This window comes from Dyella sp. 2YAF14, from assembly GCF_052114725.1.
Taxonomy (GTDB): Bacteria; Pseudomonadota; Gammaproteobacteria; order Xanthomonadales; family Rhodanobacteraceae; genus Dyella.
Genome location: NZ_JBFRFH010000018.1, coordinates 54030 through 67373, shown reverse-complemented (window position 1 = coordinate 67373; position 13344 = coordinate 54030). Strand labels below are relative to the sequence as shown.

Sequence of the window (13344 nt, the reverse complement as noted above, 5' to 3'; positions counted from 1 at the left end):
GCTGTGGCCCCACCCGATCCCATCCCGAACTCGGAAGTGAAACGCAGCTGCGCCGATGGTAGTGTGAATTCTCATGCAAGAGTAGGTCACCGCCAGGGGCTTTATCCCTCAAACGCCTTCCCATCCGGGAAGGCGTTTGTCTTTGTGCGTTTTGAGAATATTCCGCGCTGAAAATCCCCAAAAAAACAGCTGTTTTTCTGCGTGGCGTGACTGCGCCCTGGCGAACGAATTGCTCGGGAGTGGAGCTCCGGCGCGGTGCTGCAGCTCTTCGAATAGACGTCCAAATGTCCATCAGGAGCAGTCGACGCACGGCTCACGCAGCCATGGCGCCAAGTTCTTGCCTGGGCCTGAATGAGTACGCGAAGTGGGATGCCGTCCGTCGCACGAATTTGCGATGATCGGGGATCCCTACCCATCATGTGACGCGTATGACGACTCCCCAGCAGAGCCGCCTTGGTCCGCTTTCCTATCTGATCTTTTCTTCCCGCTGGCTGCAGTTGCCGCTCTACCTGGGATTGATTGCCGCCCAGGCGATCTATGTCGTGCAGTTCATTCGCGAGCTGTGGCATCTCATCGACACTACGCTGCTCGGTCACGTTGCCGAAGGCGCCGGTGCGGAGAGTGCCGAGACGACCATCATGCTCACTGTGCTCGGTCTGATCGACGTAGTGATGATTTCCAACCTGCTGGTGATGGTGATCGTGGGTGGCTACGAGACCTTCGTGTCTCGGCTGAAGCTGGAAGGTCATCCCGATCAGCCGGAATGGCTTTCGCACGTGAATGCGACCGTGCTTAAAGTGAAGTTGGCGATGGCCATTATCGGCATTTCGTCGATTCACCTGCTTGCGACCTTCATCAAGGCCGATTCGCTCAACGCCGAGACCATCAAATGGCAGGTGCTGCTGCACCTGGCGTTTGTAGTGTCTGCGCTGGCCTTGGCTTTCATCGATCGCATCATGCAGCCAGGCGAGAAAGCAGGCGCGCACTGACGGCCTCAGGGATCGAACTGCTAGGCTTGGCCCCTCAGCCAAGCGCAGCAGGGGCCGGCAGACGTGGAGAAGCGTTACATCCTTGCCCTCGATCAGGGAACGACGAGCTCGCGGGCGATCCTGTTCGATCATTCGGGCTCGGTCGTCGGCGTCGCGCAGCGCGAATTCGCCCAGATCTTTCCGCAGCCGGGCTGGGTCGAGCACAACCCGCGCGACATCCTCACCAGCGTGCTGGTCACCGTGACCGAGTTGCTTGCCAATACGCAGGTGGATCTCGGCGAGGTGGCGGCGATCGGCATCACCAATCAGCGCGAAACCACCGTGGTATGGGACCGGGCGACCGGCCAGCCCATCCATAACGCGATCGTCTGGCAATCGCGCCAGAGCCTGGATATCTGCGAGCAGCTGAAACAGGCCGGACATGAGGCGCTCGTACGCGAGCGGACGGGTCTGTTGATCGATGCCTATTTCTCGGCGACTAAGCTGCGCTGGATACTCGATCACGTGGAGGGTGCGCAGCAGCGCGCGGAGAAGGGCGAGCTGCTGTTTGGCACCATCGACAGCTGGCTGATCTGGAATCTCAGCGGCGGCACCACGCATGTCACCGACGTGAGCAACGCGGCCCGCACATTGCTTTACGACATTCATCGTCGCCGTTGGGACGACGATCTGCTCGCCATGCTCAATATCCCGCGCGCAATGCTGCCCGAGGTGCGATCAAGCAGTGAGGTCTACGCCCATACGGCGCCGGCCCAGTTCTTCGGTGCGAGTGTGCCGATCGCGGGCGTCGCGGGGGACCAGCAGGCGGCGCTCTTCGGGCAAGCCTGCTTCAGTCCCGGCATGGCCAAGAATACCTATGGCACCGGCTGCTTCATGCTGATGAATACCGGCGAGCAGGCCGTATCGTCGACGCATGGCCTGCTCACCACCATCGCCTGGCAGCTGGGCGATCGGGTGGACTATGCGCTGGAGGGCAGCATTTTCGTGGCCGGCTCGGTGATCCAGTGGCTGCGCGACGGCCTGCGCATGCTGGGCAAGGCGTCGGACTCGCAGGCCTATGCGGAGCGTGTGGCATCGAGCGATGGCGTCTACATGGTGCCGGCCTTCGTCGGCCTCGGCGCGCCGTATTGGCGCAGCGACGTGCGCGGAGCGGTATTTGGTTTGAGCCGCGGCACCAGCAAGGAGCATTTTGTGCGCGCCGCGCTGGAATCGATGGCCTACCAGTCGCGCGACGTGCTCACGGCGATGGAAGCGGATGCGGGCATCTTGTTGAAGGAACTGCGCGCCGATGGCGGCGCCATCGCGAACGATTTCATGGCGCAGTTCCAGAGCGACATGCTCGGCGTTCCGGTGCTGCGCCCGCGCGTGCAGGAAACCACGGCGCTTGGCGCGGCCTATCTGGCGGGATTGGCCATCGGCTTCTGGCAGAGCTGCGAGGAGATCGCCAGCCTGTGGCAGGTCGATCGCCGCTTCGAACCGCTGATGCGCGAACCTGAGCGGGATGGCCTCTATCGCGGCTGGCAGGCGGCCGTGAACGCCACCATGGGATTTCGCGTGGGCTGAAAACAGACGAGGCCTCCATGGTGGAGGCCTCGCTGTTGGTTCGTACCGGAACGACGAGTGATCAGCCGATCGCGTAACCGAACTGCTCTTCGAATTCCTTGGAGAACGACGCGTAGTCGAAATGCTGGTTCTGCGTGCCCGGATGCTCCACCTTCAGCGCACCCATCAGCGAAGCCATGCGGCCCACCGTCGGCCAGTCCTTGCCCTTCATGATGCCGAAGATCAGGCCGGCGCGATAAGCGTCGCCACAGCCCGTCGGGTCGATCACCTGGCGTTCCCGGGCCGGCGGAATCTCGTGGATGGTGCCATCGGTGTAGATCTGCGAGCCGCGCGGGCCGAGCGTGACGATATAGGCCTTCACGCGCGAGGCAATCTCCTGGGCGCTCCAGCCCGTGCGCTGCTGCAGCAGCTGCGACTCGTAATCGTTGACGATCACGTAAGTGGCTTTCTCGATCATCGCGCGGAACTCGGCGCCATCGAACAAGGGCATGGCCTGGCCCGGGTCGAAGATGAACGGCACGCCGCGCGCGGAGAATTCGTCCACGTGCTGCAGCATGGCGTCGCGGCTGTCCGGGGCCACGATGGCGAAGCTGATATCCGGGATGTCGCGCACGTGGTTGGTGTGCGCGCTCAGCATGGCGCCCGGATGGAAGGCAGTGATCTGGTTGTTGTCCAGGTCGGTGGTGATGAAGCACTGCGGCGTGAACTGGTCATCGAACACACGCACGTAATCCATGCGGATGCCGCACTTTTCCATATGGACCTGGTACGGACCAAAATCCTGGCCCACCGTGGCCACCGGCAGCGGGTCGGCGCCCAGCAGCTTCAGGTTATAAGCGATATTGCCCGCGCAACCGCCGAATTCGCGGCGCATGCGCGGCACCAGGAACGACACGTTCAGGATGTGAACCTGGTCGGGCAGGATGTGATTCTTGAACTGATCCTGGAACACCATGATGGTGTCGTAGGCAAGCGATCCACAAATGACGGCTGACATGATGCGAGGATGATCCCTGGCAGATGAAGTGGCAGTCCGGGCGGCGCTTGCGCCTGCCTGGCCCAAAGTTCCCGATCATACCGGGAACTTGACTCAACGGCGATGCTCTTGTGAGCGATTTCCTTCGAGACCGCCTCCGCAAAGTCAGACAAAAGCTACGTAAAAGTCGCATATCACAGCGTAAACAAAGGCTTTCTTAACGAGAATGTCCTTGCGGTCCTGATGCATGCTGACTAGACTGGCCCGCTTACTTTTTAGCCACAGCCGGACCACGGCGGACCCATGTTCAAGAAGTTTCGCGGCTTTTTTTCCAACGATATTTCGATCGACCTAGGCACGGCCAACACCCTTATTTACGTAAGGGGACAGGGCATCGTCCTGAACGAACCATCGGTGGTCGCGATCCGTCAGGACCGTGGCCCGGGTGGTCCGCGCGCGGTCGCCGCCGTCGGCAGCGACGCCAAGAAGATGCTGGGTCGAACTCCGGGCAACATCGCCACGGTGCGTCCGATGAAGGATGGCGTGATCGCCAACTTCTCGATGACCGAGGCCATGCTGCAGCATTTCATCAAGCAGGTTCACAAGTCGCGCATGCTCCGTCCGAGCCCGCGCGTGCTGGTCTGCGTGCCCTGCGGCTCCACCCAGGTGGAGCGTCGCGCCATCAAGGAATCGGCCGAAGGCGCCGGTGCCCGCGACGTGTTCCTGATCGAAGAGCCCATGGCGGCTGCGATCGGCRCCGGCATTCCGGTGCATGAGGCGCGCGGCTCGATGGTGCTGGACATCGGTGGCGGCACCTCCGAAGTGGCGGTGATCTCGCTCAACGGCATCGTCTACTCGCAGTCCGTGCGCGTGGGCGGCGACCGTTTCGACGAGGCCATCATCAACTACGTGCGCCGCAACCACGGCACGCTGATCGGTGAGTCTACGGCCGAGCGCATCAAGCTGGAAATCGGCTGCGCGTTCCCGCAGACGCATGTGAAGGAAATCGAGATCTCGGGCCGTAACCTGGCCGAGGGCGTGCCGCGCATGTTCACGATCAACTCCAACGAGGTGCTGGAAGCGCTGCACGAGCCGCTGTCGGGCATCGTGGCGGCGGTGAAGTCGGCCCTCGAGCAGACCCCGCCGGAACTGTGTTCTGACGTAGCCGAGCGCGGCATCGTGCTCACCGGTGGTGGCGCACTGCTGCGCGATCTGGATCGCCTGATCTCCGAGGAAACCGGCCTGCACGTGCAGGTGGCCGATGAGCCGCTGACCTGCGTGGCCCGTGGCGGTGGCAAGGCGCTGGAGCTGATCGATCAGCACGGCAGCGACTTCTTCGCTCCCGAGTAACCCACACGACAGGGGCGGGTTAGGCCATGGCGCTTGCGCGCGAGGAATCCTCGCCCCTGTTTGCCGGTACCGTCGCCGGTACCCTCAGGCTCATTCTCTATTTAGCGCTGGCCATGGTGCTGATGGTGCTCGACCATCGCAACGGCTGGATCTGGCGCCTGCGCTATGCCACTTCGGTGCTGGTCGAGCCGGTGTACCGGCTGGCCAGCCTGCCGGCGTCCGGCATGCATACGCTCAGCGTGGCCTTTTCCGACCGCAAGATGCTGACCGAGCAGAACCAGCGCCTGCGCGAAGACCTGCTGCTGGCCAACGCCAAGCTCAACCGCATGGCGGCCGTGGCCGAGCAGAACGAGCGCCTCAAGCAATTGCTCGATACCCAGCACAGTCTTGATCTCAACGTGCAGCTGGCCCGCGTGATCAACGTGGACCTGGGCGCCTATCGCCACCGCATGCTGGTCAACGTGGGCTCGCATGACGGGGTGAAGGCGGGCCAGGTAGTGATCGACGCCCACGGCGTGATGGGGCAGGTGGTCGAAGTGATGCCGCGCACCTCGCTGGTGATGCTGGTGACCGATCCCGACCACGCCATTCCCGTGGTGATCGAGCGCACCGGCCTGCGCACCGTGGCTTACGGCACGCGTGATGGCGACCTGTTGAGCCTGCCGAATATTTCGATGGCGTCGGACGTGCACCCGGGCGACAAGCTGCTCTCGTCCGGCCTGGGCGGCCGTTTCCCGCCAGGCTTCCCGGTGGGCGAAATCCGCAGCGTGGAACCGGCGGCATCGGGCCTGTTCCTGGAAGGCCGTGCGCGTCCTGCGGCGGATCTGGATCGCAGCGACAACGTGTTGATCCTGCACGATCTTGCCGAGCCCGCCGGACCGCCGGCACCCGCGGCAGAAGTCGGCCCGCCGGCTGACCTGGCTCCCGCACCGGCACCCGCTGCCAGCGCGGCGCCGCCGCCGCGCGCCAGCACCACGCCGGCGCAGACGCCGCCTTCAACGACGAACCCGCCGGTGCAGCCATGAGCAAACCACGCGTCAGTCTGTTGTGGTTCGTCGGCACCTTGGTGTTCGCCGTGCTCTCCATGCTGATTCCGCTGCCGGCGCCGCTGCAGCCGTTCAAGCCGTATTGGCCGGCCTTGTTCCTGCTGTACTGGGCGCTGGAGTCGGGCGACCGCGTGACGCTGGGCATGGCCTTCATCATCGGCCTGTGCGCGGACCTGCTCGATGGCGTACTGCTGGGTGAGCAGGCCATGCGCTTGTGCGCGCTGGTGTTCATCGCGCTGCGCTTCCGTTCGCGCCTGCGTTTCTTCCCGATGTGGCAGCAGACCCTGGCCGTGCTGGCCTTATTGCTGAACGACCGCATCTTGCTGCTGATCGTGCGCACATTTGCAGGTGACGCGTTGCCGCCGGCGACGTGGTGGATTTCGCCGTTTGTGGGCGCAGCGCTGTGGCCGTTCCTGTTCCTGCTCATGGACGACCTGCGCATGCGCTTGCGCATCCAGTAACGCCATGGCCATACGGCGACGCTCCATCAAGGACACGCGTGGCGAAGCCGCGCTGTTCCGCGTGCGCGCGATGGTCGGCTTTGCGCTGATTCTTATCGGGCTTGGCACGCTGGTGGCGCGCTATCAGTACCTGCAGGTGCAGCGTCACGATGAATTTGCCCTGCGCTCGGAAAACAATCGCGTGAAGCCGCGCGCGATTCCGCCGGCGCGTGGCCTGATCTTTGATCGCTCCGGCGTGCTGCTGGCCGACAACGTGCCGGCGTTCCGCCTGGAAGTAGTGCCGGAGCAGGTGAAGGACTTGCCGGCCATGCTGGCCGCCGTGCGCGAGGTCATACCGCTGGACGACGGCGACATCGACGCCTTCAAGAAGCAGCTCAAGCAGAATCGTCGCTTTGACAGCGTGCCGCTGAAACTGCATCTCACCGAAGACGACATTGCCCGTTTCGCCATCAATCGCTGGCGTTTTCCAGGCCTGGACGTGGTGCCTTATCTGACCCGTCGCTATCCGTACGGTCCGTTGTTCGCGCATGTGGTGGGCTATGTGAGCCGCATCGACGCCGATGACATGAACCGGCTTGATCCGGATCGCTACAAAGGTACGAGCCACGTGGGCCGCAGCGGCCTGGAGCGTTCCTACGAGGACATGTTGCACGGCGAGCCCGGTTACGAGTTGGTCGAAGTGAACGCCGACGGCCGCGTGCAGCGTGTGCTGGAAACCCACGCACCCACGCCGGGCAAGAATCTTTACCTCAGCATCGATATGCGTGTGCAGAAGGCCGCCAATGACGCCTTCCAGGGTCGACCGGGTTCGTCGGTGGCGATCGATCCGCGCAATGGCCAGGTGCTGGCGATGATCAGCGTGCCGAGCTATGACCCGAACCTCTTCGTCAACGGCATCAGCAAGGCCGACTACACCGGCTACATGAATGCCGAAGACAAGCCGCTGCTCAATCGTGCGCTCAAGAGTGCGTACCCGCCGGGTTCGACGGTGAAGCCGTTCCTGGCGTTGGGTGGTCTAGAGCTCGGTGTTCGTCGTCCCGAGGACACGGTGTTGTCGACGGGTGAGTTCTGTATACCGGGGCAGCAGCGTTGTTATCGCGATGACACACGTGGCGGCGATGGCACCGTGAATATGGTGCGCGCCATTCAGAAGTCGACCAACACCTATTTCTATCGCCTCGCTCTGGACATGGGCATTGATCGCCTGGCCGGCTGGATGGGCAGTCTTGGCTTCGGCAAGAAGACGGGCATCGATCTGCTGGGTGAATCCGAAGGCATTCTGCCGTCGCGCGAGTGGAAGGCGACGCGCAGCAAGTTTCCATGGTTCCAAGGCGAAACCATCATTGCCGGCATTGGCCAGGGTTACTGGACCGTCACCGCGCTGCAGCTTGCGCACGCCACGGCAACATTCGCCGGTCATGGCACGCCATACGCGCCGCGCCTGGTCATGGCGACCTCTGCCGTGAAGGAGCGTCCTGTGCCTTTGCCGAATCCGCCTTCCGGTCCGTCGCTCATCCACAAACCGCACGACTGGGACGTCGTGAATCAGGGCATGTTGGCGGTGGTCAACGAAGCCGGCGGTACGGCCAAGGGACAGTTCACTGGCTTTCCTTATTTGGTGGCGGGCAAGAGCGGCACGGCGGAACGCTTTTCTCGTCGCAGCAATGACTACGACACCAACAAGAATTTGGCGTATCTGGCGACACGTCACCGTGCTTGGTTCATCGGCTATACGCCGGCAGAAGCACCGCGCATCGCTGTGGTGGCCATGCTGGAATCGGGCGCCTGGGGCGCTTCCGATGCTGGCCCCATCGTGCGCAAGGTGATGGAGGCATGGCTTGCCTCCACAGGTGGCCCTGTGCCGCCGTCGAATACGCCAGAAGGTGGCCCGGCCCCGCCGTCGAGCGCAGCGGAACTACCTGAAGACACGCCGGTAGCCACGCCTGCCGACCTGTCCGCCATGCCCGCCGAAAGCAGCAGCTCGGCGACGCCCGACGACGGAGGCAACCCGTGATCGACGAATTGCAGGTAAGCCTGGTGAACCTCGTGCGCCGCGTGATGAAGCGGCCGCGCATGGACATCCCGCTCGCCCTGGGCCTGATCACGCTGGCCGGCGTGGGACTCGTCACGCTGTACAGCGCCAGTGGCGGCAATATGGCGATGATCGGCGGGCAGGCGGCGCGCTTTGCCATGGGCGGTGTGCTGGTGATGCTGATCTCGCGCATTCCGCCGCAGACCTTGCGCACGTGGACGCCGTGGCTGTTCGCCGGCAGCGTGTTCCTGCTGCTGGTGGTCGCCGGCATCGGCGAGGTCCGCAGCGGATCCAAGCGCTGGCTCAACCTGGGCATCATGTCGTTCCAGCCGTCCGAATTGCTCAAGCTCACCATGCCGATGATGGTGGCCTGGTACCTGCATCCGCGGCAGCTGCCGCCGAGCTGGAAGGACATCGTGGTGGTCGGCATCCTGATCGCGATCCCGGCCGGATTGATTGCGGAACAGCCCGATCTCGGCACCGCCTTGCTGGTGTCGGCCGCCGGCGCGTTCGCGCTGTTCCTCTCGGGCATGCGCTGGTGGAAGATCGGCAGCCTGCTGGCCGTGGTCGGCGGCATGATTCCGGTGGCCTGGCATTTCCTGCACGAATACCAGCGCAACCGTGTGCGTACGCTGCTTGATCCCGAGTCCGATCCGCTGGGCAACGGCTGGCACATCATCCAGTCGCAGATTGCAGTGGGTTCCGGCGGCGTGGTCGGCAAGGGCTGGCAGCACGGTACGCAGTCGCGCCTGGATTTTCTGCCCGAGCACACCACCGACTTCATCTTCGCCGTGTTCTCCGAGGAGTTTGGCCTGGTTGGCGTGATCGGCGTGATGCTGCTCTATGCCTTCATCATCGGCCGCTGCCTGTGGATTGCGATGGAAGCGCGCGATACCTATTCGCGCCTGCTGGCCGGCGCCATCGGCATGAGCTTCTTCGTGTATGTCTTCGTCAACGGCGGCATGGTGGCCGGCATGTTGCCGGTGGTGGGCGTGCCGATGCCGCTGATCAGTTACGGCGGTACGTCGGCGGTGTCGCTGCTGACGGGCTTTGGCGTGCTGATGTCGATTTATGCGAATCGGAAGATTCATCGGTAGAGGCACAACCAGTCGCGCACAGGGTGCGCTCCCACAGTATGGGTCCCCTTTGTGGGAGCGCACCCTGTGCGCGACCGGTTGTCGCGAAAACGCCTGTTTTCTCCGCATCGCATGCTAGGCTTCGTCCGTAGCCGTTTACGACAGCGAAGTCATACATGCCCTCGATTCCCGCGTCGCTCCCGACTCGTCGTCTTATCGCCACGCTGGGCCTGTTTTTCGCCGCGGCATGCACGCCGGTCTTCGCGCAAACCCATCCCGGTCAGGAACAGCTGGTCAGCGAAGTGGCCCGCGATACGGGCAAGAGCAGCGCCTCGCTCAATGCCTTGCTGGATGGCGCGAAGAAGCAGCAGAGCATCCTCGATGCGATCAGCCGTCCGGCCGAAGCCAAGCCGTGGAAAGATTACCGGCCGATCTTCCTCACGCCCCAGCGCATCAATGACGGCATCGCGTTCTATCGCGAGCATCGCGCCCTGCTGGACAGTATCGGCAAGCAGTATGGCGTGCCGCCCGAGTACATCGTGGCGATCGTCGGCGTGGAAACCTCGTACGGCCGCATCACCGGCAAGTACAAGGTGCTCGATGCGCTGGTGACGCTGGGCCTGTATTACCCGCCGCGTGCCACGTATTTCCGCCAGCAGCTGAAGGTGCTGCTTGAATTGCCGGAGAACCACCTGGCCGGTCCCGTCGATACGCTTACCGGCTCGTACGCGGGCGCGCAGGGCTGGGGGCAGTTCATGCCCGAAAGCATTCGCGATTTTGGCGTGGACGCCGATGGCGATGGCCGTATCGACCTGAAGAACTCGCTGCCCGATATCTTCGCCAGCGTCGCCAATTACTTCGCCAAGCATGGTTGGCAGACCGGTGGCCTGGTGGCCGCGCCTGCCCGTGCCGACAGCGCCGCCAAGCCCATTTCCGTCAAGGACTCCAAACCGCAATGGCCGCTCGAGCAGCTCGAAGCGTGGGGCTACGCGCCCGTGCAGTCGCTCAATCCCGGGCAGCCCACCAGCCTGCAGTCGCTGCAGGGTGCGGATGGCATGGAGTACTGGTACACCTTCCAGAATTTCTACGTGATCACCACCTACAACCGCAGTCCGCTCTACGCGCTGGCGGTGCACCAGCTGGCGCAGGCGATTGCCCAAGGGGCCAACGGCCAGGGGAACACCGGGATGGATACCACGCAATGACCTGGCGGCTTGCGCTGCCTCTTCTGTTGATGGCGCTGCTGGCCGGTTGCAGTGGCGGCAAGACCCGTCCCTCCACGAGTCACCCCAGCGGATCGTCGCGTGGGCCTTACTCGTCGGGTAGCAGCGGCGGCTCGTCCTCGTCGTCGCGCGGCGGCGTCAATGACGACACCAGCCGCCCGCAGAGCAGCCGTTATCGCGACGACAACGACAGCGTGCCCGTGGGCCCGCCGCCGGAGGTCATCGCCAAGCTGCCCGAGCCCGTGCCGAAAATTGAGCCGCGCGCGCTGTACGGCAACAAGTCGCCGTACACCGTGCTCGGCCAGAGCTACAACGTGTTGGCTTCGCCCAACGGCTATGTGGAGCGCGGCATCGCCTCGTTCTACGGCAACAAATTCCACGGGTACAAGACGTCCAGTCTCGAGGACTACGACATGTACCAGTTCAGCGCCGCGCACAAGACGCTGCCGATCCCCAGCTATGCGCGAGTGACGAATCTGGAAAACGGCAAGAGCGTGATCGTGCGCATCAACGATCGCGGCCCGTTCCACGAGAACCGGGTGATCGATCTGTCCTATGCGGCTGCCGTGCGCATCGGCGTATGGCCCAAGGGCACGGGACTGGTGGAAGTGCGCGCGATCGATCCCTCGCAGCCGCTGACCGCCCAGGCCTTGCCGCCGCCACCGCCGCCGCCCAAACCTGCCAGCCCCGGGCCAGGTATTTTTCTGCAGGTGGGCGCATTCTCCGACGTGGTCAACGCCGAGCGCGTCGCGCAGCAGCTGCGATCGGCAAATTTTGCGCCGGTACAGGTGGTGGATGCGCAAATCAACGGCCGCAGTATCCGCCGCGTGCGGGTCGGCCCGCTCGCCAGCGTCGACCAGGCCGACGATGTGACCACGCGAATCGAAGGCATGGGGCTGCCCCGGCCGCAGGTCGCGGTAGACTGATGTATTGAAATTCTTGCGGCGCTTCGGCGCCGCGATAGCCATTGGACCGAATCGAACGATGAACCTGATCCGCCGTACCCTCTCCTCGCTTGCCGTGGCCGCCCTGGTCGTCGGCACGGCCGTTGCCCAGCAGACTCCGCCCAAGCCCGTTCCGGTGCCGCGCCCGGTGATGCCTGAGGCCCCGGTGCCTCCGCCGCCGGATGTGGATGGCAAGAGCTGGGTGCTGATGGATTACGCCACTGGCCAGGTGCTCGCCTCGAAGGAGCCGGACCTGCGTGTGGAGCCGGCCTCGATCACCAAGATCATGACCGACTATGTGGTGTCTGCCGAAGTCGCCAACGGCAAGGTCCACATGAACGACCCGGTCACCATCAGCGAGAACGCGTGGCGCGGCGGCGGTGCGGGCACCGACGGCTCCACCAGCTTCCTCAAGCTCAACAGCCAGGTGCCGCTCAAGGACCTGCTGTACGGCCTGATCATCCAGTCCGGCAACGACGCCGCCATTGCGCTGGCCGAACACACGGCCGGGTCGGAACAGGCGTTCTCCGGCCTGATGAACGGTTATGCCAAGCAGTTGGGCATGACCAACACGAACTTCCAGAACGCGTCGGGCTATCCGATCGCCAACCATTACTCCACGGCGCGCGACATCGCGATTCTTTCGCGCGCGCTGATCCACGACTTCCCCGAGGACTATGCGATCTCGGCGATCAAGGATTTCGAGTGGAACGGCATCAAGCAGCACAACCGCAACCTGCTGCTGTGGCGTGACCCGACCGTCGATGGCATCAAGACCGGCCACACGGCTGCCGCGGGTTTCTGCCTGGCCGCCTCGGCCAAGCAGGGCGATTCGCGCATGATCGCTATCGTGATGGGCTCGACCAACGAGAAGACCCGTGCGGACGCGGCCATGGCGCTGCTCAGCTACGGTTTCCGTTTCTATGAGACGCACAAGCTGTATGACGGCGGCAAGCCGCTGGCCACGCCGCGCCTGTGGAAGGGTCAGTCCAACCAGCTGCCGCTGGGCGTGGCCGACAACGTGCTGGTCACCGTCAAGCGCGGCGACTACGACAAGCTGCAGGCCACGCTGGACGTGCCGGCGACGCTGGTGGCACCGTTCACCAAGGGCCAGCAGGTCGGCACGCTGCGCGTCACGCTCGATGGCCAGCCGGTGCAAAACGTGCCCCTGGTGGCGCTGGCCGATGCGCCGCAGGCTGGCTTCTTCGGCCGCCTGTGGGACAGCATCATGCTGTGGTTCCATAGCGACAAGAAGCCTGACGAAAAGAAGTGAGGGAGGTTGCACTGATGCGCGATATCGACTCCATCGAGCCCCAAGAGGGCCAGGGATTCCAGTTCCCCGGCGAATTCGAGATCACCGCCATGGGCAACGCCAGTGCGGACCTGCAGGCCCGCGTGCCGCAGATCCTCGAAGGCATCGGCGTGCACGTGCTGCATGAGACGGTCAAGCACCGCCACTCTCGCGAGGGTAACTTCATCTCGGTGACGGTGAGCTTCCGCGCCGAGTCGCGCGAGCAGTACGACGAGGCGCATGCCTCGCTGCGGGCCGATCCGGATATCCGTTACACGCTGTAACGCCGGTTCGAGACGCCCAAGCCTGGCGGGCCGCCACGCCCGCCGGCTTTTCAGTGACTTCCAGCCCTTGCAAGGGTGGTCTCACGACCGCAGATAATGACCTCCGTCC

General features: G+C 63.8%; 12 protein-coding genes and 1 rRNA gene. 12 read left to right on the top strand and 1 reads right to left on the bottom strand.

Annotation, left to right across the window (positions count from 1 at the left end; all coding sequences use genetic code 11):
• The 3 genes from rrf to glpK form a co-directional block, all read left to right on the top strand.
• Nucleotides 1-98 (top strand): 5S ribosomal RNA (gene rrf, locus AB4Y82_RS18710); the annotation flags it as partial.
• 330 nt (nucleotides 99-428) lie between these two features.
• Nucleotides 429-989, top strand: a complete 561-nt coding sequence (locus tag AB4Y82_RS18705; protein ID WP_441605057.1) for a TIGR00645 family protein — start codon at nucleotides 429-431, stop codon at nucleotides 987-989.
• A gap of 63 nt (nucleotides 990-1052) precedes the next feature.
• Complete coding sequence (gene glpK / locus AB4Y82_RS18700) at nucleotides 1053-2552, top strand: glycerol kinase GlpK (protein WP_441605056.1); 1500 nt, start codon at nucleotides 1053-1055, stop codon at nucleotides 2550-2552.
• 61 nt (nucleotides 2553-2613) lie between these two features.
• On the opposite strand, the gene AB4Y82_RS18695 is transcribed toward glpK, so the two are convergent.
• Nucleotides 2614-3549, bottom strand: a complete 936-nt coding sequence (locus AB4Y82_RS18695; RefSeq protein ID WP_441605055.1) for a carbohydrate kinase family protein — start codon at nucleotides 3547-3549, stop codon at nucleotides 2614-2616.
• A 282-nt stretch (nucleotides 3550-3831) separates the two neighbouring features.
• Between AB4Y82_RS18695 and AB4Y82_RS18690 the strand changes: the two genes are divergently transcribed.
• The 9 genes from AB4Y82_RS18690 to AB4Y82_RS18650 all read left to right on the top strand — a co-directional run bounded on the left by AB4Y82_RS18690 (nucleotide 3832) and on the right by AB4Y82_RS18650 (nucleotide 13235).
• Nucleotides 3832-4878: a rod shape-determining protein gene (locus AB4Y82_RS18690; protein WP_441611553.1), complete on the top strand. Its 1047-nt coding sequence runs from the start codon at nucleotides 3832-3834 to the stop codon at nucleotides 4876-4878.
• Nucleotides 4879-4904: 26 nt separating this feature from the next.
• Entirely contained in the window at nucleotides 4905-5903 is a 999-nt protein-coding gene (gene mreC, locus AB4Y82_RS18685) for a rod shape-determining protein MreC (protein ID WP_441605054.1), read from the top strand.
• Entirely contained in the window at nucleotides 5900-6385 is a 486-nt protein-coding gene (gene mreD / locus AB4Y82_RS18680) for a rod shape-determining protein MreD (RefSeq protein WP_441605053.1), read from the top strand. Before mreC ends, mreD begins: the two co-directional genes overlap by 4 nt.
• A gap of 4 nt (nucleotides 6386-6389) precedes the next feature.
• On the top strand, nucleotides 6390-8399 hold the full coding sequence (gene mrdA, locus AB4Y82_RS18675; RefSeq protein WP_441605052.1) for a penicillin-binding protein 2: 2010 nt from the start codon (nucleotides 6390-6392) through the stop codon (nucleotides 8397-8399).
• A 44-nt stretch (nucleotides 8400-8443) separates the two neighbouring features.
• Nucleotides 8444-9514, top strand: a complete 1071-nt coding sequence (gene rodA, locus AB4Y82_RS18670) for a rod shape-determining protein RodA (protein WP_441605059.1) — start codon at nucleotides 8444-8446, stop codon at nucleotides 9512-9514.
• Between the two features lie 155 nt (nucleotides 9515-9669).
• On the top strand, nucleotides 9670-10698 hold the full coding sequence (gene mltB / locus AB4Y82_RS18665; protein WP_441605051.1) for a lytic murein transglycosylase B: 1029 nt from the start codon (nucleotides 9670-9672) through the stop codon (nucleotides 10696-10698).
• Nucleotides 10695-11642, top strand: coding sequence for a septal ring lytic transglycosylase RlpA family protein (locus tag AB4Y82_RS18660; RefSeq protein WP_441605050.1), 948 nt, complete (start codon nucleotides 10695-10697; stop codon nucleotides 11640-11642). The genes mltB and AB4Y82_RS18660 overlap by 4 nt, the downstream gene beginning before the upstream one ends.
• 58 nt (nucleotides 11643-11700) lie before the next feature.
• Nucleotides 11701-12933, top strand: coding sequence for a D-alanyl-D-alanine carboxypeptidase family protein (locus AB4Y82_RS18655; protein WP_441605049.1), 1233 nt, complete (start codon nucleotides 11701-11703; stop codon nucleotides 12931-12933).
• A 14-nt stretch (nucleotides 12934-12947) separates the two neighbouring features.
• Nucleotides 12948-13235 carry a YbeD family protein gene (locus AB4Y82_RS18650; protein ID WP_441605048.1) on the top strand — a complete coding sequence of 96 codons (288 nt, stop codon included), beginning with the start codon at nucleotides 12948-12950 and terminating at the stop codon, nucleotides 13233-13235.
• Nucleotides 13236-13344: the final 109 nt, after the last annotated feature.

Coding starts and splice junctions, on each gene's coding strand:
- AB4Y82_RS18705 (WP_441605057.1), top strand. CDS start 429: ATGACGACTCCCCAGCAGAGCCGCCTTGGTCCGCTTTCCTATCTGATC.
- AB4Y82_RS18695 (WP_441605055.1), bottom strand. CDS start 3,549: ATGTCAGCCGTCATTTGTGGATCGCTTGCCTACGACACCATCATGGTG.
- mreC (WP_441605054.1), top strand. CDS start 4,905: ATGGCGCTTGCGCGCGAGGAATCCTCGCCCCTGTTTGCCGGTACCGTC.
- mreD (WP_441605053.1), top strand. CDS start 5,900: ATGAGCAAACCACGCGTCAGTCTGTTGTGGTTCGTCGGCACCTTGGTG.
- mrdA (WP_441605052.1), top strand. CDS start 6,390: ATGGCCATACGGCGACGCTCCATCAAGGACACGCGTGGCGAAGCCGCG.
- rodA (WP_441605059.1), top strand. CDS start 8,444: ATGAAGCGGCCGCGCATGGACATCCCGCTCGCCCTGGGCCTGATCACG.
- mltB (WP_441605051.1), top strand. CDS start 9,670: ATGCCCTCGATTCCCGCGTCGCTCCCGACTCGTCGTCTTATCGCCACG.
- AB4Y82_RS18660 (WP_441605050.1), top strand. CDS start 10,695: ATGACCTGGCGGCTTGCGCTGCCTCTTCTGTTGATGGCGCTGCTGGCC.
- AB4Y82_RS18655 (WP_441605049.1), top strand. CDS start 11,701: ATGAACCTGATCCGCCGTACCCTCTCCTCGCTTGCCGTGGCCGCCCTG.
- AB4Y82_RS18650 (WP_441605048.1), top strand. CDS start 12,948: ATGCGCGATATCGACTCCATCGAGCCCCAAGAGGGCCAGGGATTCCAG.